The sequence below is a fragment of the Nitrososphaerota archaeon genome (assembly GCA_029785825.1).
In the GTDB taxonomy this organism is placed as follows: domain Archaea; phylum Thermoproteota; class Nitrososphaeria; order Nitrososphaerales; family Gagatemarchaeaceae; genus UBA183.
This window is the reverse complement of sequence record JAFLYY010000001.1, coordinates 928,818-952,263: the sequence shown is the minus strand read 5'-3', so window position 1 is coordinate 952,263 and position 23,446 is coordinate 928,818. Positions and strand designations below refer to the sequence as shown.

Here is a 23,446-nt window from a genome sequence, read left to right as displayed (position 1 = left end):
TCAAGAGGGGTGACGGAAAGGTTGACTGAAGTCGATTGTAATCGGGAGAATGGGAACCAGACTTGTGGTCGTAGCAGGCGCAGTCACAAAGCGTTGAATATTCCCTGGTATGGATACAAGCGATGTAGATGACCCGCTCGAGGTCAAGTGGATTGGCCGCAGGTGCGGTGTTCGGCATTGGCTTGGTCGCGACCTCTGTCGCAGGTATTTCCCTGATGAATGCTTATTCGGAAAATTGGCTCGAAATTATCTTTCTTCTTTCAGTACTTGCGCTTCCAATGATGATGGTATTTCGACCTCCAGATGCTCGAGTTTACCCAATGGCATTGTGGACGGCCGCTGTTGCCTTGGTCTGGCACACATCCCTTTTTTCGAATGGCCTCGTGGGGTTTGACATCCAAGGAGAATACTATGTCGCGAATCTCGTGTTGTCACACTCGAGTTGGCATGCTGCAACTGCATTGATTGACAACGGGGCTCTGAGCGTCGTTTTACTTGCACCTGCGTATTCTCTCGTCAGTCACGTGCCCCTAATCTGGACCTTCAAGTTGACCTACCCTTTCCTTTTCTCCCTAGTTCCGCTTGTCCTTTATCGGGTCTTCCGCAGCCAGACCAGTGAGCCAGTTGCGTTTCTAGGATCTTATTATATTGTTGTAACGTACGTTTTCTATACTGAAATACTCGCCGTTGCCTCGCAGGAAATCGCGGAGTTGCTGCTGGTCATGCTTGTACTCTTCATCGTAGAGAAGCGGCTAGGACGCGCACCTTTGGTTGTCAGTTTGTTAACAATTGGTGTGGTCATTTCAGACTACAGCATCGCGTACCTGACTTTGCTCCTGACCATTATCGCTTGGGTTGTGTTGCTTATTGCGCGATCAAGGCTTCCTTCCATGATTGTGCGTCGACCCAATCAGGACCGAGCGTCGACCCCGAACTCGAGCGGCGAAACTTGGAAGAATGGCCAAACGGTACGGGCTAGATTAGCGAATTGGCGGTTTCTTCTCTTGCTCACGCTCTTGGTTCTCTCGTGGAACATCGCTGTAGCTGCCTCAATTTCATTTTCGGACTTCGTCGGGTTGATTCGCCACGCAGAGCAGGCGTTCGTTAATTCATTCTTGAACCCACTTACAGTTCAAGGAGTTGGTGTGATTTCATCTCCTTCATTTCCGCTCCAGACTGTTTCGCGTTATCTCACCGGAAGCGCCGTGGTCTTCGCTGTTATTGGTCTGGTTTGGGTTGCGCGTTCCCATAGAACCGCTGGTTTCCAGGCTGAATACACTGCTCTTTCTGTGTCGGCTTTGATTCTTTTTGGTCTGACATTCATAGTTCCTGATTTTGGTGCGGCGTTGAACATTGAGCGTATTTATCACGTCTCACAGTTGTTGTATGCTCCACTCACAATAGTGGGGTTGATTACCATCGCCAGAGTTTGCGTCGCGAAGTTCACCAAGTTCAGTTTGAGTCACACGGCCGCCCTAAAGATTGTCGCAGTTTTTCTGTCGGTCTTCTTCTTATTCAACAGCGGTGTGGCTTACTTGGCGAGTGGGCAGCTTACTTCAGGAGGTACGGCCATTTCCCTTACAAGCAACGTGGACTACGCCGCTTTCAACCTGCTTGAAGTATCTGGCGCTACTTGGATGGTCGGACACACGCCGAATGGCGGACACATGTTCGCTGATGTCTATCGAAGGCTCCTCTTGGCAGACTATGAGGGAAATAGTTCGCTCCAGATTCCGATCAACTTCCTAGATATCCCAGTTGGTTCCGAAATTCTCTTGGGATCCTTCAACATACAGAGCGGAAGTGTGTTGGTTACCAAGTCATATCAGAACTACATGGTCATCTACTCTTACGAACGAATATCCGACCATTTGGCCAACTCGTCGCTTGTTTATGACAATTCTGGCACGAAAATCTTCCTTTGGTCTTCGTAAAAGGTATGTTCTCCGCAACTTTTCTGACAATCAGGCAGTTTTTCAATACATCTTCATTCAGGTTGAATGAGTGAACAATTCAGCTGTTCATATCAATGGAAGACGAAGAGAGCCAAGTAGCTTTGGGAGCTCGGTGGTTGTCTCTCCTTCCCCACCACTGTGAGAGTCTTGGTGGCTCTCTAATGCCGTGAATTCCACGCAACAAGTCGACATCTTGTTTCTCTGACTCCGGGGTTCTCTGGACCGCCAAGGATGTAGGGTCAAATCAAGGCTCCGACAACGTCACCACGTGTCTTTCCATCCGAAATGCTGGAGACTAGGGATCTCAAGCAGGTCAAGAAGGATGTCCGCGGGCCGAGGGAGCAACTCCTTGAGGAGAAGCAGCGCGCTATCCACCTCTTGGTGGATATGGGCTATGCCGGAGGAGTGCAAAGGTCGAGGTCTAACTAGAGCTATTGGAACTGGCCTTCCTGGCGCTTTGCGGACAGAGTAGGGCGAATCTTCTGAGGGCGCCAGGAAGGTCAAAGGTTATACCTTGGGCAGGCATGGGATACTACTAAGGCGCCCATGTCCGAACCTTATGACAGTGGCTCTCGCCAAAGAATCAGTTTCTATTCTGGGCTCTTATCATCTCTCGTGAGTACTTCAAGTCCCATTGTAGGTGTCCGGCTAGCCGAATGCGTCGGTAAGAGGCTGGACATCGACCCTCTGAGGTCGTGGTTCTATGAGGCATTGAGAGATCAGGCCATACTGGGTGACTTGACGCCCATCTATTACGAGTTCGGAGTCGGGTGGGGAGGAACGCTTTTCAGATATATTAAGGCGCTTCAGTCTCTCTGCTATGACTCGATAGTAAATACCCGCGACTGCCACATCTACCTCTTTGACAGCTTCCAAGGTCTTCCCCCGAAGATGGACTGGAAGGGCGACTTCGCGTACTTCGGCCCAGGAGCGTTTCGGCATTCTGTCCCTGAAATTAAACGACTGCTCAGGCGGCTTGGGATTGGCCCCGAACAAGACAACGTCCATTTTGTCCCCGGTTTCTTTACTGACTCTCTCACACCTGCTCTGAGTGAGACCCTGAGGAGCCGTCCTCCCTCGGTCGTCACAGTGGATGTAGACTACTACAGCTCCGCGAAAGAAGTGTTGAGCTGGCTTCGGCCGATTCTCAGAGACGGCACTCCGTTCTACTTCGATGGCATTTGGGTCTTCAGAGGCGACCCCCGAAGGGGGGTCCTAGCAGCAGTAAACGAGTTTAACTCGGAGGGTATGGGTAAATTAGTGCCCTATCCCGTTCTGGGGTCCCAATATATGATTGGCCGAGCCTTCAATTATGTGACTCCCACGAATCAATAGGGGCAGTGACATCTTATTCACGTCATGCTCAACGAAGGCAGCATCGGGAGTCGGTATCGTAACCCGCTAGACCCACGACACGGTAGTTCTACAATAGGAACGGGTCCGTGGCGAAATGGGTCGGATTATCTTTTTTTCAGGGGAACTGCGAGGACAAGCGACTACGATCAATGAAAGTAATGAAAGTCTTGACTCGGGACGAACTAGGTGATTCCATCTGCGTGGTACTAGGGACCCGTCCTGGAATAATCAAGATGAGCCCAATCATCAAGGAACTTGATAATCGCGGAATGAAGTTTTTCGTCGTCCACACAGGTCAACACTATTCGCGCAACATGAGCGAAGATCTATTCTCAGACCTCGAATTGCCACGCCCTGAGTATCACGTTGAAGGTGTCGACGAGTCGTATTTCCATGGAGAACAGACGTCAATAATGCTCACTGGTGTCGAGAACGCTCTCCTGAAAGAAAGACCTACGTGTACGTTGGTGGGAGGCGACGCTAACACGAATCTGGCGGGAGGTCTCGCGGCGCGGAAACTTGGCATAATGGTTGGTCACATCGAGGCCGGGTTACGAAGTAACGACTGGCGGATGCCTGAAGAACACAATCGTGTAATGCTTGACCACATCTCCGAATACTTGTTTGCCCCAACCACAGGGGCCCGTCAAAATCTAATCAGAGATAGGGTACGTGGACGCATCTACGTGGTTGGGAATACTATAGCTGATGCAGTCATCCAAAACAGAGAAACGGCTCAAGCGAAGAGCACAATCTTGACGCATTTACATCTCTCACCAAAAGAGTTCATCGTCCTTACCGCGCATCGGGAAGAAAACGTGGACAACCCGCAAAGACTAAGGCTCTTGTCTTCTCTTCTTGCTGAATTAGTCGACCATATCAAACTACCAGTTATCTTCAGTGTTCATCCCAGAACCGAGAGGAGAATCAAACAATTCAACTTATCGGTTCCCCAATCCGTGGTTGTGCTCCCTGCCCTAGGATACTTGGATTTTCTGAACCTTCTTGACAACGCTTCGTTCGTTATCACTGATAGCGGTGGAATCCAGGAAGAAGCGTGCATCCTACGCGTCCCTTGTGTGACAATCCGTGATAATACGGAACGTCCTGAGACCGTCAAAGTGGGGGCTAATGTTGTCACGGGTCTAGATCGAACTCCATTCCTTGACGGATGCAGGAATCAAATGCTGAACGACCGTTCGTGGCGCAACCCTTATGCCCCTGGTGCTGCGAAGAGAATTGTGTCAATTCTAGACAACGAACTATTCGGAGGACGGCACATGCACGACGGACGAGTGAGTAAAGCGTGACCATGTCAGCAGTGAGACTTGCCGTTCCACCATGGGTTGGCGTCTGGCCAGAGACGAGGCTTGCCCAAATGAGACTCCGTCTGGAATTGGTAATTCTCCCTGTTATGGTTTCTCTAAGCGATTCACGGGAGTAACCGGGGCTGTGCTCGCGGCGTAGGAACCCTTTTCATAACGCCGTTCTGCAGCAACATCCTGCGTATGAGGGTCTTGTTCGTAACTGGCACATCAGACTTCCAGGTGGCAGGTGGGGGAGAAGTTGCGGTTCTGAAGAAGAAGGATTATCTTTCAAGAATAGGCGTTGAAGTCGAACTATTCAACCCTGTTGCCGACAAAATCCGGGACTTTGACTTGGTTCATCTCTACCAGTTCAGGCTCTCGAACCTTGAAATCGCACGGTTCACACGCAGATTAGGGATTCCTATAATCCTTCAGCCCGTATATTGGCCGACAGACGAACTCCTCAATGAATATCCTAATGCCAGGTTAAGTCGGTTGATTCAGAGGGCCCTGCGTCTAGGACGTCGGAGTCGCCTTTACTTCAGAATTGCGGAACCTTTGCCATTTGACCCGGCAGCCATGCTGATGTCGTATTCCCGCGTCATTACGACCAATTCACGACTGGAAGAAGAAGTCTTGCGCGCGGAATTCCCCACTTCCGCGCAATTTGAGGTGATTCCGGCGGGTGTGGATGCTAGGTTTGCCGACGCCAGACCAGATGTATTCAGAAATCAGTACAATCTCGAAGAATTTGTTCTTACCGTTGCGAATATCTGTGCTAGAAAGAATACACTTCGACTGATTAATGCGTGCAAGAGGCTGGGAATCCCTCTGGTTGTTGTTGGAAAACCAATAGAACACGCGTACTACGACCGGTGCCTCCGCGAAGCTCAAGGTGGTAAAGTTCTCTTTCTTACTGACATCGAGCACGACTCTCCCCTCCTTTTGTCTTGTTATGCAGCCGCATCAGTGTTTGCTCTACCCAGCTGGCTCGAGACGCCGGGCCTTGCTGCGCTTGAGGCCGCAGTCGCAGGCTGCAAACTCGTGCTGACGAATCGAGGAAGCACTACCGAGTATTTCTCTGACAAAGCTATCTATGTCAATCCTGGGTCTGTCGAGTCTATAATGAATGGCCTTAAGGAAGCGAGGTCGGCTCCCAGGAATCTCGCATTGAAGGCCAGCATTCTTACCCGATGCAGATGGGAAGCCGTGGCAGAATCGCTCAGGGCTGTGTACGAGTCCGTACTAGAGTAGTAAACCTTACGCCGGACTTGTGCTGCGTTGCACGAATCCATGACCGGGCATGGTCGTGGCTGGGCTTCTGGCCCCTCGCTCTACCTCGCCGCGATGAACCCGTTGTAGATGTACGCCTTCATGGCCATCTCCCTGGCCATGTTGACGAACTCCCTGGCCGTGACGTACTCCCCGAAGATGCGTTTGATGCACGAGAAGGCCCCCTCGACCATCCACCTATGCCCGAACCTGTGTATCCTCGACCAGGCCTTCGGTCTGAAGGCCTGCTGCTCTATGACTGCCTTCTTCCTGGCGTAGGAGCCGTTGCACTTCGGGACCGAGTTCTTGGCCAGCCTGATGACGGGCTCGATCCCTTCCCCAGCGAGGAAGTTGAAGTTGGCCTTCGAGTCGTACGCCTCGTCCGCCAGGACCCTCCTCGCCAGCCTCTTCAGCCGTCTCCCGTCACCGACCTTCTCCGACGACACGTCCATGGATACCACCTGCCCTGTCTTCACGTCGACTGCGAAGTGTATCTTCAGGTGCCCCTTCTTCACCTTCCAGACGCGTCGGATCCAGTCCCCTCCGTTGTGGACCTTGACCCCTGATGCGTCCACCGCGATGCTGACGGGGTCGTTCGACCTGACGAGCGACTCGTCCAGGTCGACCCGAAGGCGGTTCGCCCTCCTGTCTATGGTGGAGTAGTCAGGAGCGTGGAGGCCGTCCACGAACCTGGAGAGGGAGTGGACGAACCCCTCGGTCTGCCTGTAGGGCTGGTGGAAGAGCAGCCGGACGAACGCCAGGAACCTGATGTACGACTCGGGGTAGCGGTAGGGCTCCCCCACCTTGCCGTCGTTAGCCTTCTTCAGCTCGGTCTTCCACTCCTCCACGACGGAGGAGTCGAGGTTCAGCTCCCCCCTCCTCACCAGAGCCTCGTTGTACCTGTGCCAGTCCCTGTCTGTCGTCGACATGAGTTCGGAGAGCGTCTGATACGTACAAGCACACTTGAACCATGATTACTCGTTCATGAAGTCAAATCGTGCAACACAGCACGGCCTTGCATAAGCTTGTAAAGGCAAATTCGACTGATAGAAGAGCTAGAGTCCGAGTTCTAGGTATTGCGTGCTACGATCGTGGCTTTCCTTGCCGGCATAGCCAGGGCTCTTGTCCACCTAACCCGAGCATCAACGCCCTAGAACAGCTGGCCAGACCAATTTGAGAGTTCTCTACATCAACTTTTCGTTTATTGAACTCGAGGGCCCAGGCTTGCTCACGATCGGGCGTCTTATCCAACTGCCAAAAGCTAGAGCTAGTCGCGGAGAAACGCGCCTGCGAAGATAGTCTTTCCTTGGAAACCACGCCGGTGAAAGGTGAGGCCGAATGAACTGACCAAGTGATCCCATCTGATATCGCGATTAACGAAGCGGACGCAAGTTGCAAAGAGTTCAGAAGGGGTCCGCATGGGGAATCTGCCCAAGATTCCTTTTTGCGTTGAAATGAGTCGCAAGGAATAGTTACCGACAGGGGAAAATTCTTTCTGCAGCCGCTCTAGAAGCTGTCTTGCTTCGGCAATTGGTATGTCACTCAAGCCATCCGGTGAAATGTCATAAGTAAGCAGAAGCAACCCGCCCTTTCTCAGCACCCTCTTTAGTTCCCCTAGCGCTTTGTTGCGCTCTCTAAGGTGTTCGAGGACCGAAATGCAGTACACGACGTCAAAACTAGCATCGGGGTATGCAAGTTCTTCAAGACTCTCGACATCAAAGTCGACGGTGCATCTCATTCTAGCGTTGGAGTAATTGAACAACTGGCTGAGGTTGCTGTCAGAATCACATCCGACGACGGTGCTGCGTGGCAGTTTGGCGCTGAGAAAATACGGGAAGAATGTCCAACCACACCCCGCATCTAGGATGCGAACGGTTCGACCGGCAGAGTAAGCGCGAAGAATCCGCCAACAGTAGGGATACTCCCAGAGACGGCTCCAGTGATGTAACGGATCAAGAGACCATTTGTACAAGTTGGTAACGCTCGCATTGGCTCGTAAGAATTCGTTCGAATATTCCTCTAAGATTCTGAGCGTTTGACTCCTTCTCAATGCCCGGAAGTCAGACCAATTGGGTACTCCTGTGTACCTGGTGCTCTCTTCTTGCATTCGTGATTTGTCAACGTACCATGAGTTAAATGTTCCAATGTGCGTGCTTACCAGTAGTGACTGTAGTAGCTGCTAAGATAGCGCGGAGCACCTCGTGTAAGGTTGGACTTGGTCGTGCCTGCGACGAGTCTGATTCCCAAGCGAAGCGTGAGAGGGGAAGCGGACAGTTCAACTGCGGATTCGTACTCCCCAATGCGGACAGGGAATGAACCCCTGAGCGCTGGGTGTCTCCCTCTCGCCTATATCTCTCCAACCTACTAACCTTGGTGTCAGTCCGGGCCCTGCAAGAGAACGTGCCCACCGTGGCACTCCTTTTCTTTTACGAGCGAGGTGAAGCGGACGTTGCTTCCTCAAAAGGTCCATTCTCTGAATGTAGTTTGACGAGAGTCATATATGGCCTAGCAGATTGCCTTGTTCTTTTCCCTTATTCCAAGTGATTGTAGGATTGATGTGCTCCTTCTTCTCAACTATCCGACTCTTGTACTTCATACAGTCTCCAAGTATAATCTCAAGCTCAGCCAACAAAGTCCTGGTGGGCTTGAACCCCAAGTTCTTCAGTTGTTCGTGGTCCACTTCATAAAAGTGCTCTTGGGCCTCCATTCTCGGGTCCTTAACGTACGATATTTCGCCCTTCAGGCCGAACTTGTTTCTTGCCACCGTGGCCACCTTGTTGGCCAACTCGCCGATCCCATAGACCTCATCCAGTTGGTTGAATACTCTGTATTCCTCCTCCTCGGGTGGGTGCTCGATGGCTATAGTCATGCACTGGATAGAATCTACCAGGGCAATGAACCCCCGTCGCATCTGGCCGGTCCCGTAGGGGCTGATTGGGTATTCGATTGCGGCTTGGGCGCAGAACCTGTTAATCGCGGTTCCAAATGCTTCATCGAAATCGAATCTTGTTAGAAGCCTGTCATCGGTCATTTCGGGGGTACGCGTCCCGTAGACGACCCCTTGCATTATGTCTGTCGAACGTAGCCCCCAGATTTTACATGCGAACGCGATGTTCCCGGTGTCATGGACTTTGCTCCAGTGATACCACGATCCAGCCTGACGCGGGAAGGTCAGTATGTCCTTTCTTCCACGGTACTCGACTTCGAAGAACCCCTCAGGGATAGCTACGTTTGGGGTGCCGTACTCCCCCATCGTCCCAAGCTTGACTAGGTGGGCACCCCTTGTGTTCTCTTTCATCTCGAAGAGCAGATTGAGGGTCCCGATGACGTTGTTCGTCTGAGTGAAGACTGCATGCTCCCTGTCTATCATGCTGTAGGGTGCAGAAGGCATCTCCGCGAGATCAACGATTGCCTCCGGCTTGAACTCCTTCAAGACATCTCTGAGGTACCCATAGTCGAGCGTGCTCCCGTGCCCAAACCCGATGTCGAAATCGTGAACCTCCTTGGCCGCCTCCAGCCTGTTCTCCATACCCAGTATTGGGGTCATGCTCTGCGAACCGATCTCGGCGACCAGCGACCTGCGGGATAAGTTGTCGAAGCCAGCCACCTCGTGTCCTCGCTTGGCTAGATGCAATGCGAGCGACCATCCAAGATACCCGTCCATCCCAGCAATGAGTATCCTCAAGGGTGCTGAAGCTCAGAACGACGGTAGAAAAGGGTTTGAGTGTGTGTTCCTCTGGGCAAGAAGACCTTCGCATACAGTCCCTTCGGGTTCCTCGCCTCGCAGACCTCAAGGGGCGCCTTGATGTATGCCCCGAGAAACCTCTCTGGCTCTATTATCTCCTTGGCGGCCGCCCTCGAGGCCCTGTAGGACGCGATGAGGGCCGAGATCACGATCGCCCTGTTCCTGGAAAGGACTTTGGCAACGTGGATGCCCTTCGTTTGTGCTCCTCTCTGTCCTCTTTGGAAAGGCCGAGGTCACATGACAAGCCCTTCCTGACTTCATCCCCGTCGAGGACCTCCACGTTCCGCCCATGATCCTCTCTGAGCCGCCTGCTCCGGAGTTGCGCTATGGTCGACTTGCCCGAGCCGGGTAGCCCTGTCATCCAGAGCACGAACCCTTCAGGCTGTGCGCCGTCGACGCTCCGGCCAGCATGGAAGAGGAGTGGTCGGGGAACCCAACCGTCAACAGAGACGCGGACAGAGGAGGGATCCAGCAGGGGGTCGGGGGGTCCCGCCCTTCTTTGGCTGCAGGGTCGAGGCGACGGGTTCCGCGCTCCGACCAAAGCCCTGGGGACGGTTCTTGACGCGCGCCAGGACTCGGTGCAGCAGGGCCTCGTACTGGATCTGGTCGAGGAGGTCGCGACCGAAACCTGGCCTGACGCTTGCTCGCGAAACTTGTAAACCCATTGTCAAAGTAAGTTGAGTCATTGGCCTGAGTTTACTGCTGCGCGAGGCTCGCAAAGCTTCGTCCATGAACTGAATATCACATGAGACAATAAGCCAGAGCCTACGCGTTTGCTGAACCCACCAAATAATCGAGGAAAAATCTTGACTATCCCTCCATAAAAGTTTATCAGCGAACCAGAATGGGCGATTGACGAATTCATGGCCTCCTTCAAGAAGGCAATCAAAGCACTGTACGGTTCGAAGCTCGGGAAGATCCTTCCCGTCCTCATCATAACCGGACTAGTAGCCACAGCCAGCGCATCAGTCTTCGTCATCTACTACGGAAGCGCGACAGCAACAGTCGCCACACCCGACGTCAAGTTCGCGGTTGGGTTTGACGCCTCGAGCGCCTCGTCCTACCACCCTACGGTCACCCTCTCGCCAACGAACGACTTCGCGACCATCGGAATCACCTTCTTCCCATCGGCAACTGAAAGTCCGCAGCCTAGCATATACTACACCGACCTCCTGAACGTCACCAACGCGGGATCATCCGCACATAACATCGTCTCTTTCAGCATCTCAAACATAGTGGACGCAAGTTCTTCACTAGGCGTGATCGATGTCTACTACTGTCCTACCCAAACAAACGCTCCAACATCATCGAATTGCGAGCTTTATGCGATAACGTCAACCACACCTCCCACCGGGACCGGAGCAGTTACTTTCCCGTATTCGCTAACTGCTAGCACCAGCAACTACATCGAAGTGGTTGCCCACGCTGCGTCCGGCGCGACAGCTGCGAATACCGTGACCTTCGACCTACAAGTATCGTGGGCGTAAGGGGGATGTCACCTCTTGGAGCCCACTTCCCCAGCGGCCAGGCTGCATGGAACCCTCAGGGTAGGGCTCAGTCTGGCCACTTCTTTATGTTTAGATTCGTAAAACGGACCCTGAGGCACCTTTACCATGAGAGATGGGGAAGAGCCCTCTTGGTGCTCTTCCTTGCAGCGGTGGTGGCGACAGCCAGCGCCACGGTGTCTGTCTTCTTCTACACCAACGGCAGTGCGACGGTACGAACTCCCGACGTCCAACTTGTCGTCGGGGGCGACATCAGCGGTTCCTGCACTGCATATCCGTGCGCGAGCGGCTCGGTCTCTTCCACATTCGACGTCATGACCGCTACCCTGAGTCTCTTCCCTGCGTCGACCGGGGCCTCACCCGTGCCAGCGACGTATTACTCCAACTTCACTGAGGTAAAGAACACGTCCCCCTCTGCCGCTCACAGCATCAAGAGCGTCCAGGTCCTCAACATAGCAGGGACGACGGCTGACCTCGGTTCGATTACGATCTACTACTGCACGACTCAGACCGAGTTCACGGCCGCAGGGGCTCTGGTGACTCCGGCCAATTGCGTGGGGAGCTTCGCGATAACATCGTCTACACTCTCTGGCGGAAGCGTGTCAGGGACGTTTCCACAGTCGATAGCGAGCGGTGCCACCCAGTACATCGAGATAGCCGCATACGCGGCGTCTGGCGCCTCCGCAAGCTCGTCGGTGACGTTCCAGATAGCGGTGCAATGGGCGTGAGAAGATGCCGATCTTGCCCTCCGCCGACGTAACGGCCTCTCCGCCCGCGCGCCGGCCGGACGCCGCTGCGTCCGTACGAAACGACGAGGGGTTGCACGGTGAGCTTTGAACCCGAAGGCTCGGGTGGGGCTCAAGTACGCGGAGTCTGTCGCGTTTACCGCCTTGCTGGTCCTTTCGCTCTACGTGGGGGTGAGCTACGCCTTCGGCGTCCAGACCCTGTACGTGATCAGCGACAACCCGAGCAGCATGTCTCCTACGATCAACTACGGCGGCTTGGTGCTGACCTACAGGGCCCCGTTCTCAAGCTTGCGCGTGGGGGACATAGTCGTGTTCCACGACCCGGAGGGGAACCCCGCGACAGTGGTCCACAGGATAGTCTGGGCTGGAACCTGCGGGGGGCAGGTCTGCTATCGCACCAAGGGGGACAACAACGCGACCAACCCTGCGCCGGACCCCTGGAACCTCACCGCTCCCTACTACCTCTCGCAGGTCATGCTCGTCGTCCCGGCCCTGGGCTACCTGTCTCCGGCGCTCTGGGGGTTCGAAGGGGCATACGTGATGCTCCCCTACGCTTTCGTGGCGCTGCTCCTCTTCTTCGTATGGTACGGGAGGAATGCCCAGGCTGCAGAGGAGGCCGGCAAGGAGGAGAAGCATGACTAGCGGTTTCGCTCCCGAGTTCCTCATCCTCATAGGAATCGACATATTCCTGGGCGCGAGCATCCTCACTGTCCTGCTTGACAGGCACTTCCCTGCGCCGTACCCCTACGTCCTCGACGCCGCGGCTTTGATCGGCTTCGCGGAGCTGGTCTCCGGCCCCTCGCTCTTGACCTCGCTCTCGACGGAGCTGCAGTTCTACTACAGCTTCGCCTACGCGATGCTCTCCGTGCTCACCCTGTTCGCGACCAACCTCTACCTCCTCTTCGTGCGCAGGAGGCCCTTCGAGAGCGCGATCCTCGCAACATGCGGGACCATACCGTCAGGGCTCGGGGTCCTCTACTTCACAAGCGCCTTCGTCAACGGCCTTCCCGTGAGCCTCCCCTTCGTCCCCGTAATCCCGATCGAGGGTGTATACGCGCTGTTCGCCCTGAGCATCGGCTTGGTCGTGTTCCTGCTCGTCGTGTTCGGGAGGAAGGCAAAGGGAGCCCAAGCCGCGAACGCAAAGGGAGAGGCCGGTCCGTGACCGACGGGCAGGTCGTCGCCGGGACTATGTGTGACTCCGCGCGGCAGAGCTCCGGCTCGACTCTCGTGTCAGAGAGCCGCCATCCAGAGGTCGGGCCCCGCCCTGACGCAGCTGTCGCCCCGCCTCCACTGCTCTCTGCTTCTGCGGAGTCGAGGCACTTTGCCCAAGGGGCCTGGGGCTCGAGCTTCGTTGTGCGGGAAAGCCTCGGAAGGAAGCGCACCATCTCCTCCAGGGTGGCTGCTCAGTGGGCGTAACTGCCTCGGATGACAGGGCTCCGTCGAGGGTCCGGCGACTTTCCGCCCTTTTCCTCCTTCTCCTGGTCGTAACCGCTGCCCTTCCAGCGTTAGCCAGCATATACGGCTACGAGTACTCGGACCAAGCAGCGACCGTGCAGAGCCCCTCCGTCTCGCTTCAGCCGGGGACTGCGGGCGCATCTACCACGACCCTCTCGAACTCGGCCACGGTGACGGCTACTGCAGGCCTCGAGTTCTACGAGAGCGCCAACGCGCCGACGGCTTCGCCCGCCCTCGACGGCTCCGCCAGCGGCACTTCGGTGTCGGCCTCAGGGACGCTGATACAGAACACGTACAACGCCTGCGCCTCAGGGACCACGTGCTCGAAGGCGTTCGCCAGCAGCGTAGCATCAGGGGACATAGTCGTCGTATCCATCGAGTGGCTTGGCGCCGTGTCCTCGCCCTCCATCAACGACGGGCAGGGTGGGAAGAGGTGCGCGAGCTTCACCCCGGCATCAGGGAGCCCGGTCACCAACACCGTGGAGACCGCGATGTGGTACTGCACCACGAGCTCCGCCGGGGCTATGACGCCCACTGTCTCATGGACCACGCAGGTGGTCTCCAAGCTCGACATCTACGAGACCAGCGGGTTCACCACCACCGGGTTGACCTGCGGCACGGGGACGGGCAGGGGAACTTCGCTGGCCGTATCTTCCACCGCTTTCACAGCGTCCTCCTTCCTGGTCGCCGCCTACGCGGCTAACTCTGCCGGAACCAAGAGCGAAACGCTCACCGCAGGAACCGGATTCACCTTGTCCGACACATCCTCGGCGAACGACGGCGGCTCCGGAGAGTACGCCACCGCCGGGGTGGCTTCGCCTACCACCTTCCCAGCCACCGGGAGCGTCAAGGTCGACTGGGCGGGGATAGGCTGCGCGTTCCCGGCCGTGGTGTCCAACAGCAAGACCCTCTCGGCCGTCCTCACGACCACCGGGACGTCGGACGTGATATACGTCATCGTCGGAATCCTCAACTCTAAGAGCCAAACCGTCCTCTCGGTTACGGACTCGTCAGCGCTGACATACACCCTGAGGGGCTCACAGAACCTTGGGACAAGCGTAAGGATCGAGACCTGGTACGCAGTCACTAGTTCGGCACTGAGCTCCGACACCATCACGGTGGGCCTCAATTCGCCGGCGGACGCAGTCGTGATAGCCATGGGGATAAGCGGGGCCGACACCGCCTTCCCCTTCGACCCGAACCTCGCGTCCCCCAGCACGACCTCCGGGACCGGGACGTCGGCGTCCACCACCGTCACCACCGCCTTCCCCAACGACTTCCTGGTGGGGGTCGTGGTCTCGCAGAACAGCCCCACGTTCACGGCAGGGACGGGATTCACCACGGTCGCCACCGTCTCCCCGGTGACCGGGACAGTCAAGGCCGGGGCCGAATATCAGGCGGTCACCTCGCTGCAGTCTAGCGCGACCGTGTCCGTGACCCTCGGCTCGTCGGAGAACTGGGTGATCGTGGCAGACGCCATCTCCGCTGGGACGTCCCCCCCGAGCGCCGACACCAGCCTGGCCGCTCCTGCCACGAGCGGCTCCATCACGCTGAACCCCGGAGCCTCAGCCTTCCTTTGGACGCCTGCCTACCCCGCCGGCGGCACCCTCTACGGCGGGAGCTGGACCCAAGACATCTGGGAGTCTACGAGCGCCGCCGGCACAGTAACCGCCTCGGTATACGTGGTCAACTCCGCCGGCGGGATCGTGGGGACGGTGCTGGGCAGCGGTCCCATCTCGTTGGCGAAGTCCGTTAAGGCGGTCGAGACAGTCGCCCTGTTCTCCGGTTCAGGCGCTACTATCCCGTCGAACGGCATGGTCCTGACCGTCTACACCGACCCGATCGGAGGGACGGCCGTCACCATCTACTGGGGGACCGGCCAGCTAACAAACTTCCGGAGCCCAAGCAACTACAACTACGTCCTCGCGATAGCCGACGGGGTCGCCGTCAGCTGGAACATCAGCCTCGGCGTAGCGAGCTCGACGAACCTGGGCAGGCTCTCAAACCTCACGGTCTCATTCACCACTGCGCCGGCGAGCGACCAGGTCATCGTCTTGAACGGCGCCGTCAGCCAGAGCGGCGGGACTCCGGTAACGCTGGGCTCCTCGTCCACCCTCGACATCGCGGTCGTCGGCACGGCCACCGCGGTCCCCACGGCCTCGAACACGCCCTCGGTGGTGGTCGTCTCGCTGAAGGTCCTGTCGAGCACGAGCGCCGTCTACGCGCAGTACACCATCACATTCGACGTGTACTAGGCCCAGCCCGTATGCGCACGGGGTGGAGCGGAAGTCCCGCGCCTTACAGGTCATGGCCCCGTCCCTCGGCGTGAATCACTACTACGCCTGCCTGGCTTCCGAGCCTGAAGGCGTGAAGGCCAGGGGCAGACCCTGGACCTAGTAGGCCAGGACCCTGCGCGCCAGCTCCACCGGTTCGCCCCGGTGGTATCCCACCCCGGTGGTGCTCAGCGCCTTCGCCAGCCTCCGATACGGCGAACCTTCCTCCCCGCGGTCGCACGGGTTGGCGACGGCGAACACCGCGTCCCTGTAGTGCCGCGCCTCCCAGGCCAATTCTATCAGGGGCTGGACCTCGCCGAAGAGCCCTGACACGTAGACGACGCTCCTCGCCTGCGAGTCCCGCACATACCTGGCTGCCGTCGACCACGGGTCCTGGGTCTGCAGCACCGACCTGAGCTCGGCCCGCCGCACCCCTGCCATCTGGGCTGTCCACCCCTCGCCCGAGCCCGCCCCGGCGGCGAACCTGCTCGTCGCCCCGACGGGGACCAGCTCCAGGAACTCCGGGCTGGCGTCGAGCTTCGTGATGCCCACCGCCGCCTTGAGCGCCATGGCGAGGCTCGTCCTCGGGTCCTGCTGCGGCGACTCCGCGACCACCCTGTGCCCGTCGTGGACGATGACCCCGAAGTTCATCCCTGCCGCTCCGAGGCTGTTGGCTACCGAAAGGAACGTGGACGCGAGGGCGTCGGTCTCCCTGAACCCTGGCGCCCTGGCGTCCAGCACCAGGAGGAACGACGACCCCACCTCCCTCATGCGCTCCGTCACGATCAGCTCCCCCTCCCTCGCGGTCGCCTTCCAGTTCACGTTCCGGTAGTCGTCCCCTGCCTGGTACGCCCTCATCTCGTAGTGTTCGCTCCCCACCCCGGGCATCTCGACCGGCGTCTCCCCCAGCTCCGCCCTCCCGAGCAGCCTGACCGTGGCCGCAGCCACCTGCAGCACCCGCGGGTACACGACGTACCTGCGGGGGAACGGGACCGACGTCGACGCCGAAAAGAGCCCGAGCGGCCCGCTCGCCACTACCCCCACCCGGTCCCCGGAATACTCCCCCGCGAACTCGGTCCTGAACCTGAACTCGAGCATGGACCTCCCCGCCCCCCTGACCACCCCTGGGTCGATCTCGAGGAAGCTGACCCTGCTCTCAAGCTCCGCGCTCCCCCCGACCTTCTTGGTCAGGACAACGGTCTCCGACGAACCGTCGCCGGGGTAGAGCACGGCCCTGTGCTCGCCTGCCTCGGCGTCCCTCCTCCTCAGCACGAACTTCGTCTCAGGCCTCCGGGTCGCCAGCATCACCCAGGCAGCCTCGGCTGCGAGCGCCAGCAGAGCCACCAGCAGGACGGACTCGATGATGAAGTCCCTGAACAGCGCCGCGCCGACGACGAGCGCCAGGACAAGGAGCGCAGCCCCCTGGCCGGCCCGAGTGACTCTCAACCCTTCGCCCGACCAGTCTGCCTGTCCTCTTCCTACGGTTCCTTCGGCACAGGGACCTTCTCCAGCGCCTCCTTCAGGAGCGACTCCGGGCTGACCTCCTCCGACAGCGCCTCCGCAGAAAGGAACGCCCTGTGCTGGAGCACGTAGATCGCGAGGGCCTTCACGTCGTCAGGCAGCACGTGGTCCCTCCCATCCAGGAGCGCGAGGGCCCTCGCCCCCTTCAGGAGCGCGATGGACGCCCTGGCGCTGGGCTTGACCCTGAACATCGGCGACTCCCGGAGGTGCCCTATGATGGAGACGATGTACCTCTGCACGGGGTCGGAGACGAAGACCTTCTTCCCCGCCTCGACGGTCCTCATCACCTCCTTCGCGGTCATGACCACGTCGCAGTGCCCGGCCTCGATCTTGTCTATCGAGCCAAGGACCTTCAGCTCCTCTTCAAACGGCGGATAGCCCAGGTTGAGCGAGAATGCGAACCTGTCCGCCTGCACCTCGCTGAGCGGATAGGTCCCCGGCGCGCCGAACGGGACCTGGGTCGCGAGCACCATGAATGGTTCGTTCAGCTGCATCGTCTGGCCCTCGAGGCTGACCTGCCTCTCCTGCATCGCCTCGAGGAGGGCGGCCTGCGCCTTCGGGGTCGCCCTGTTCAGCTCGTCCACCAGTATCACGTTCCCGAAGATCGGCCCCTTCCTAAGCTCGAAGCTGGAGTTCCTCTGGTCGAACACGTAGGTCCCGAGTATGTCCGCCGGGAGGGTGTCGGGGGTCATCTGGACCCTGTGGAAGTCCCCCCCTATGGTCTCCGAGAACGCCTTCGCGAGCGTGGTCTTCCCAAGGCCCGGGTTGCCCTGGAGGAGGATGTGCCCCTGGCTTACCAGCGACACAAGCATCAGCCTGACCACGTCTTCCCGGCCCACGACCCGCTTCGAGATCTCTGAAACGAACCAGCTCTCCAGGTTGGACCGCTTGGTCTCGGTCAATCGCTTACGCCCCTTCGCCGTTCGTTAATAGGTGTAGGGCCCGTACCCTTCGCGGGCACGAGCGCGAGAGCGAGGCCCACCATGAACAGGGTCGCGATGTACCTGGAGGGAGACCCGGAGACCGACCCGTAGAACTGGGCGAGCTCCGCCTTCACCTGCGCCGTCGAGCTGACCCCCCAGTGGGACGCGTCGATGTAAACCGGGGCGTTTGCAAACAGGTTTCCGATCAGGACTTTGTTGTCCGCGACCGTCCACTCGGAGTTGAGCAGGACCTGCGAGTCCCCGATCACGATCAGGGTGCCGCTTCCGAACTTCTGCTCGGCCATGACCACGAACGGCCCCCTGACCGTCCCCTTCGGGGTAGAGTAGCCGCTGAACTGGCTCGTGATCGCCAGCCCGGTCGCCCCTCCCGATACGAGCAGGGGCGACGGCGTGTCCAGCGCGATCCCGGTGACGTTCGCGAGGAACCCGAACCTGGGCTTGACGCCGGGGAGCACCAGGGCGGTGGGGACGCTGCTCGACTTCCAGTTGTAGGTCTGGTCGCTTATGGTGTGCTGCTCTTCGATCGAGATCGCCGAGCCTATCTCAGCGAGCAAGGAGTTCGCCACCCCTGAGTTGTCTGCGACTAGGACCGTCCCGCCTCCAAGCAGGAATCCCTTGACCTTCCCCGCCTCAGAGGCGCTGAAGTCGATGCTGGGCTGGGCGACGACGAGGACCGACTTCTGCGGGACCGTGGAAAGGCTGGTGGTGAACCGCACTTTGTAGGCGGACGCGACCCCTTGCAGCCCGTTCCACCCGTAGTTGTTCGGGCTGAAAGCGACGCTGTCTGGGGCGTACTGCACCAGCAGCACGAAACACACCAGCCCGAGCAGCACCGCGGCCAGCAGCGCCCTCGCCGCGTTCCCATTCCCGACCTTCATCTCCAGACCTCCTCCAGCCGCGAGAGCAGCCCTTTGACCTCGCCGAGCCGCGCCTGGTCGAATGTCTCGGAATAGATGAAGTCTTCAACTGCGAGCATCACCTCGCCGAAGATGCGAGACCCTTCCCCTGCGTCCTTGGCCTTCACCGACGACACGATCTCCCTGATGGTCTGGCTCCGCCGGAACCTGATCGAATGCCTCCTCGACGCCATCGCGAGCGCCTTTCGGTAGGCCTGGACCAGCTCAGGGCCCCCGGCGACGCCAAGGGCCTCCACGCTCGTCTCTTCTGCTCCGGCTTCCTCCGGCCAGGCCTCTTCCTGCCTTCCCCTGCGTCTCTTCAGCCCCTCGAGCACCCCGAGCCTGTCCGCTTCGTACCCGACTATCCCGACCGCCGCCACCGGCAGTACAACGAGGAGGAGGTTGAACAGACCGATGGACTCTGCGACGGCTCCGGGCGCGATGTACGGCTGAGCGGCGCTCGCGTCCACCGAGACGCTCCTGCTGAAGGCGAACTCAAGAGGAGAGACGGGCAAGGTGAAGTCGAAGCCGCCGGCCGAATTGGTCGTTGTACTGAAAGTCCCCCAGGGGGACCTCAGGACGACGCTCGCGCCCGCGACCGCGCTCCCGTTGGCCGCCGCCGTCCCCGTCAGCGTGGCCGAGAACCCCGCCAAGACAAGCGAGGGGACGCTGACCTTCAGGGTCATCGGGAGGTGCACCACCTGGACCGAGGTGAAGTTGACCGAAGGGCCGAACACTCCCTGGGGGGCGAAGCTCGCGTAGACGTAGTAGACCCCGTTCGTCGCGTTGGCAGGGACGGTGAGCCTCGTCGCAAAAGACCCTTCCGCGTCCGTGTACAACATCTGTGACTCGCCCAGGAACGTCACCCTGACGGGCGCGTACGGGAGAGCGACCCCCGACACCGTCGTCAGGTTCCCCGTCACGTCGAACCCGAACGTCGGGAGGACCGCCGGCGGGTCGCCGACGACTATCGACGTCTGGTTGAACAGTATCTCGAACGTGAGGACGTTTGAAGATGCTCCTCCTATCCCGGCAGACGAGTTGGCCGCCACGAAGGCCTGCACCACGACTGTGCTGTTGTAGACGAAGGGTATCCGGAGGCTCCCAGCGAGGTCTCCCCCGGGCCCTGTCGCGATCGACCCGAAGTACGACCCGTCCAAGTAGAAGAGCACCTCCTGGCCCGAGATCCCCGAGCCCTGCAGCGTGAGGTTCCCGACCAGCTCCACGGTCCCCCCCGTCTCGATCGCGGTCTGTGGCGACCCGATCAGCAGTATGGGTGCCGTCCCCGACGTGGACCCGCTCAACCCGAGGGCCCCGCCCAGGCGGTCGCACTCCGCCAGCAGGCCGTCTATGCGGCCACTGGCCGCTGCCGACCCCTTGCTGTACTGAGACACAGGGATGGACTCTGACTTGAACTTGGAGGTCTGCGGCCCCTGGAAGTCCGCCAGGCTCTCGCTGGCCTGCCGAGCAAGCGCGCACCCTTCGAGGGTGAAAACCGTGGCGTTGATGTACTGCTTCGACTTCACCAGCGTCTCCGCCTGACTGAACGCCGCCGTCGCATTGGCCGCCGAGGCGTTCACCGTGGCCAGGTCCGAGTTCGCGAGCTGGGCCGTGGCGTTCACCGCCGGGGCGATGTTCACGAATGGGAATGTCTCGAGCAGGAACGAGGCGTTCCCGAAGTTCCCTGAGCCTATCTGGGTCAGGGTGGCGTTGTAGTACGCCGCGAGGGCGCTCGAATCGTGGCTCACGTTCACCTTGGCCGGGTTCAGGAGGGGGACGAACGAAGGGGGGACGTAAGTGGTCGCCACCGACCCGCCCAGCGTGAGCATGACGAGGACCGAGGCGATCACAGCCGACTCCAGGACCAGCTGGTTGGACCGCTTCAGGGGAGCGCCACCCCTAGTATCCCTGCCACCCGAAGCGCGACGAAGTAGACGAACATCGCCAGGAGAAGCAGGCCGAGGGCGTCGACCTTCAGCCTGAGCTTCGGGTTCATTATCAGCCGGAGGGCGAAGTACTCTATGGTGTAGGAGCTGACGTAGATCCCAAGGTCGTTGGTGTTCAGGAAGGTGAAGACCGTGAACGGGACCATGGCCAGGGCCGCGTACAGCATCACGAACCGCTGCCTGGAGTCCATCTACCCTTCACCGGTGGCGCGCAGCGTCAGGCGGATGAAAGCCGGGTCGTACCTCTCCTCTTCTATCCTGACCGGGGCCCCAGCCGCGACGGCGGCCACGCAGGCGGCGACGCAGCTCACAGGGGTCCCCAGCACGTCGTTGAAGTACGGCGACTCGGAGCTCAGCTGAGGCTTCGAGATCTGGACCTTGACCAGCTTCCCCTCTTCCTCCACCACCGCGAGCACCCCCCGGGCGAGGTCGGAGTACTCGACCAGGGCCGAACGGAGCGACTCCTCCATGTCCGACCCCTTCTCCACCTTCGCGAGCCTGGCTATCTCGTTCCCTGGAGGGATCACCAGCAGCCCCTGCGACCCGCCCTGGCTCATCACGAACCTCCTGGGCGCCCGGTCGAGCTCTTCTACCCTGACCGCCTCGCCCCCGGCGCCCGACATCGGGACGAAGGCCCTCACCTCCCCGTCCGCCATCTGCATGAAGTGCGCCCTGTTCCTCAGCCCCGACTCTTCGAGGATGACCTCCACGTTCCTCACCGCGTCCTTCAGGAGGGCCTTCAGCGCGTCCTGGGGGACCGGCTCCGGGACGACGAGCAGGACGAGCGCGCCGATGACGGCGAGCGCGAACCCGAAGGATGCGATGGGGACGCTGTCGGCGAGGAAGAACCCCAGGGCCGATATCACCGCTCCCATCAGGAGGAAGTCGAGCCCGACGAGGGTGTTGCGCTCCAATGCGACGCGGGCGAGAAGCGAAGGGGGCTTAAATGCTTCATCAGCCCTCCTAGATCGAGGGCCGCTTCTAGACTACGCCTTTCGCCAGCCTGTAGTACTGGTGCCGCCTGTAAAGCGCCACGCAGAGGAAGGCGACGGTCAGCCCCGCGATGGAGATGGTCACCGGCAGCAGCCTGATCCCGAAGGGGGTGTAGTTCAGCACGAGCCCCGTGAGCGGGACGAGGGCCAGGCTCAGCCCGATGGAGAGGGCGAACCTCGTCAGCTCGTCCAGTTCCCTCTTGGGGTAGAGGGCCTCTATCAGCGCGTACCCCGGCAGGAACAGCACCAGCGCGCTCCCGAAGACGTACCTGGCGTAGAGGACCACCCCCGCGGTGACTGATATGAGCCCCACCGAAACCGCCACCGCCGCCACCGCCCCCCAGAACCAGAGCGAATAGGGAGACGCCGCATAGGACCAGAGGCTCGAGTAGGGCCCGGGCTCTTCGACGGCCAGCAGCCGCCTCCCCTGCAGCTCGATCAGAGACTTCACCGCCTCGTCTCTCGTGACCCCCTCTCCGGCCAGCTCGCCCACGAGGGCGCCTGCCGCGAGCTGCCTGCCGCCGAGCTTGTCGAGGAGAGAGACGTTGGGGGACTTCTTGCTCATGCTCTTACCCCGACGTGCTCGTTACATTGATGAAAATCTGGTTCCAAAGGCCGGTGTAATAGAACTGTGCATCCGTCGAGTTGAACATCCACAGCTCGAATATCAGCCGCTGGTTCAGCCCGGCCGTCGGCATCGCGACCGTCACGGGGAAGACGCTGGAGGAGTTGTCGGCGAGCGCAAGAGAGCGGGTGAGTATCACCGGCGCGGCTGCCGCCGTAGAATTGCTCACCGCGGTGCTCAGGTTCCCCGCCTTCACCTCCACCTGGTAGTAGCTCGGTGCCGCTTCGTGGTTCCCGACGTAGACGTAGAGCAGGAAGCTCTGCCCCGCGGGCTCCGTCGACGGGTACCCGCCGATCTGCTGGGTGGGTCCGAGCACCCCGAGCTCGGAGAACCGCTCCGAGTTCGACGGTATGACGGGGTAGATCGCGGCGAAGACCGCCAGGATCGTCACCACAGCCAGCGCCAGGATGGCCGTCTCTCTATCCAATCTTCTTCACCAGGTATCCGGAATACAGCCTCAGCCACGCCCTTCTGTAGATCCTGTCACCGTAGACGTAGATCAGGGCAGCGAGCGCGACGACCGCGGCGGCCGACCCGACGGAGAGCTCGAGCTGGGTCTGGCGGGCAGCCGCCCCCTGCTGGCCGACGAGGGGAGCGTCGGCTGAGATCGCGTCGGCGATCTGTGTGGCGTTCTGCAGGTCCGAAGTGGCGGCCCCTGGCTGCGTGGAGTTCACCCCTTGCGCCTTCGCATAGAGCGCGAGGGCGACGTTGAAGCTGGCGATCAGCTTCGTCACGTTCCCCCCGTCTTTGGCCGCATGGTCGATTGCCGTGAACGCGGTGGAAATGGCCCCCGAGGCGGAGCTGAAGGTCGCCGGGCTCGCAGCCGAGGCCTGGGCAGCCGCCGACGCGAATGTCATGGCGACCAGGGCAACCGCAGCAAGGCGGAGCCTAGTGCTTGTCTGCAACCG

General features: G+C 59.4%; 23 protein-coding genes. 9 read left to right on the top strand and 14 right to left on the bottom strand.

Features of this window, described 5'->3' with window-relative positions:
* Positions 1-152 precede the first annotated feature (152 nt).
* From JRN21_05160 to JRN21_05145, 4 genes are all read left to right on the top strand, one after another.
* Entirely contained in the window at positions 153-1,934 is a 1,782-nt protein-coding gene (locus JRN21_05160; protein ID MDG6988699.1) for a DUF2206 domain-containing protein, read from the top strand.
* Positions 1,935-2,693: 759 nt separating this feature from the next.
* Positions 2,694-3,290 (top strand): hypothetical protein, encoded by a 597-nt coding sequence (locus JRN21_05155; GenBank protein MDG6988698.1) that lies wholly within the window; start codon positions 2,694-2,696, stop codon positions 3,288-3,290.
* A gap of 179 nt (positions 3,291-3,469) precedes the next feature.
* On the top strand, positions 3,470-4,621 hold the full coding sequence (wecB, locus tag JRN21_05150) for a UDP-N-acetylglucosamine 2-epimerase (non-hydrolyzing) (protein MDG6988697.1): 1,152 nt from the start codon (positions 3,470-3,472) through the stop codon (positions 4,619-4,621).
* A gap of 198 nt (positions 4,622-4,819) precedes the next feature.
* Positions 4,820-5,872 (top strand): glycosyltransferase, encoded by a 1,053-nt coding sequence (locus JRN21_05145; protein MDG6988696.1) that lies wholly within the window; start codon positions 4,820-4,822, stop codon positions 5,870-5,872.
* Positions 5,873-5,952: 80 nt separating this feature from the next.
* Here JRN21_05145 and JRN21_05140 read toward each other — a convergent pair whose 3' ends face one another.
* The 5 genes from JRN21_05140 to JRN21_05120 form a co-directional block, all read right to left on the bottom strand.
* A complete protein-coding gene (locus JRN21_05140) occupies positions 5,953-6,819 on the bottom strand; it encodes an IS5 family transposase (GenBank protein MDG6988695.1) in 867 nt (288 codons plus the stop codon).
* A 338-nt stretch (positions 6,820-7,157) separates the two neighbouring features.
* Positions 7,158-7,997: a class I SAM-dependent methyltransferase gene (locus JRN21_05135; protein MDG6988694.1), complete on the bottom strand. Its 840-nt coding sequence runs from the start codon at positions 7,995-7,997 to the stop codon at positions 7,158-7,160.
* A gap of 387 nt (positions 7,998-8,384) precedes the next feature.
* Entirely contained in the window at positions 8,385-9,575 is a 1,191-nt protein-coding gene (locus JRN21_05130; GenBank protein MDG6988693.1) for an NAD-dependent epimerase/dehydratase family protein, read from the bottom strand.
* Entirely contained in the window at positions 9,572-9,823 is a 252-nt protein-coding gene (locus tag JRN21_05125) for an adenylyl-sulfate kinase (GenBank protein ID MDG6988692.1), read from the bottom strand. Before JRN21_05125 ends, JRN21_05130 begins: the two co-directional genes overlap by 4 nt.
* A complete protein-coding gene (locus tag JRN21_05120; GenBank protein ID MDG6988691.1) occupies positions 9,781-9,996 on the bottom strand; it encodes an adenylyl-sulfate kinase in 216 nt (71 codons plus the stop codon). Before JRN21_05120 ends, JRN21_05125 begins: the two co-directional genes overlap by 43 nt.
* A gap of 502 nt (positions 9,997-10,498) precedes the next feature.
* Here JRN21_05120 and JRN21_05115 point away from each other — a divergent pair.
* From JRN21_05115 to JRN21_05095, 5 genes are all read left to right on the top strand, one after another.
* Positions 10,499-11,122: a hypothetical protein gene (locus tag JRN21_05115; protein ID MDG6988690.1), complete on the top strand. Its 624-nt coding sequence runs from the start codon at positions 10,499-10,501 to the stop codon at positions 11,120-11,122.
* A gap of 149 nt (positions 11,123-11,271) precedes the next feature.
* Positions 11,272-11,868, top strand: a complete 597-nt coding sequence (locus tag JRN21_05110) for a hypothetical protein (GenBank protein ID MDG6988689.1) — start codon at positions 11,272-11,274, stop codon at positions 11,866-11,868.
* Between the two features lie 105 nt (positions 11,869-11,973).
* Entirely contained in the window at positions 11,974-12,528 is a 555-nt protein-coding gene (locus JRN21_05105) for a signal peptidase I (GenBank protein MDG6988688.1), read from the top strand.
* The gene (locus JRN21_05100) at positions 12,521-13,048 is read left to right on the top strand and encodes a hypothetical protein (GenBank protein MDG6988687.1); all 528 of its coding nucleotides are present in this window, start codon (positions 12,521-12,523) and stop codon (positions 13,046-13,048) included. Before JRN21_05105 ends, JRN21_05100 begins: the two co-directional genes overlap by 8 nt.
* A 244-nt stretch (positions 13,049-13,292) precedes the next feature.
* On the top strand, positions 13,293-15,596 hold the full coding sequence (locus tag JRN21_05095; GenBank protein ID MDG6988686.1) for a hypothetical protein: 2,304 nt from the start codon (positions 13,293-13,295) through the stop codon (positions 15,594-15,596).
* A gap of 138 nt (positions 15,597-15,734) precedes the next feature.
* On the opposite strand, the gene JRN21_05090 is transcribed toward JRN21_05095, so the two are convergent.
* The 9 genes from JRN21_05090 to JRN21_05050 all read right to left on the bottom strand — a co-directional run bounded on the left by JRN21_05090 (position 15,735) and on the right by JRN21_05050 (position 23,443).
* On the bottom strand, positions 15,735-17,060 hold the full coding sequence (locus tag JRN21_05090; protein ID MDG6988685.1) for a DUF58 domain-containing protein: 1,326 nt from the start codon (positions 17,058-17,060) through the stop codon (positions 15,735-15,737).
* 32 nt (positions 17,061-17,092) lie between these two features.
* Complete coding sequence (locus tag JRN21_05085) at positions 17,093-17,947, bottom strand: MoxR family ATPase (GenBank protein ID MDG6988684.1); 855 nt, start codon at positions 17,945-17,947, stop codon at positions 17,093-17,095.
* A gap of 86 nt (positions 17,948-18,033) precedes the next feature.
* Positions 18,034-18,957, bottom strand: a complete 924-nt coding sequence (locus JRN21_05080) for a hypothetical protein (protein ID MDG6988683.1) — start codon at positions 18,955-18,957, stop codon at positions 18,034-18,036.
* Positions 18,954-20,825 (bottom strand): hypothetical protein, encoded by a 1,872-nt coding sequence (locus JRN21_05075; protein MDG6988682.1) that lies wholly within the window; start codon positions 20,823-20,825, stop codon positions 18,954-18,956. Before JRN21_05075 ends, JRN21_05080 begins: the two co-directional genes overlap by 4 nt.
* Before the next feature lie 32 nt (positions 20,826-20,857).
* The gene (locus JRN21_05070; protein MDG6988681.1) at positions 20,858-21,112 is read right to left on the bottom strand and encodes a hypothetical protein; all 255 of its coding nucleotides are present in this window, start codon (positions 21,110-21,112) and stop codon (positions 20,858-20,860) included.
* Complete coding sequence (locus tag JRN21_05065) at positions 21,113-21,835, bottom strand: hypothetical protein (protein ID MDG6988680.1); 723 nt, start codon at positions 21,833-21,835, stop codon at positions 21,113-21,115.
* 67 nt (positions 21,836-21,902) lie between these two features.
* Positions 21,903-22,478 (bottom strand): DUF1616 domain-containing protein, encoded by a 576-nt coding sequence (locus JRN21_05060; protein ID MDG6988679.1) that lies wholly within the window; start codon positions 22,476-22,478, stop codon positions 21,903-21,905.
* Between the two features lie 4 nt (positions 22,479-22,482).
* Positions 22,483-22,965 carry a DUF1616 domain-containing protein gene (locus tag JRN21_05055; GenBank protein ID MDG6988678.1) on the bottom strand — a complete coding sequence of 161 codons (483 nt, stop codon included), beginning with the start codon at positions 22,963-22,965 and terminating at the stop codon, positions 22,483-22,485.
* Entirely contained in the window at positions 22,958-23,443 is a 486-nt protein-coding gene (locus tag JRN21_05050) for a hypothetical protein (GenBank protein ID MDG6988677.1), read from the bottom strand. The genes JRN21_05055 and JRN21_05050 overlap by 8 nt, the downstream gene beginning before the upstream one ends.
* Positions 23,444-23,446 lie beyond the last annotated feature (3 nt).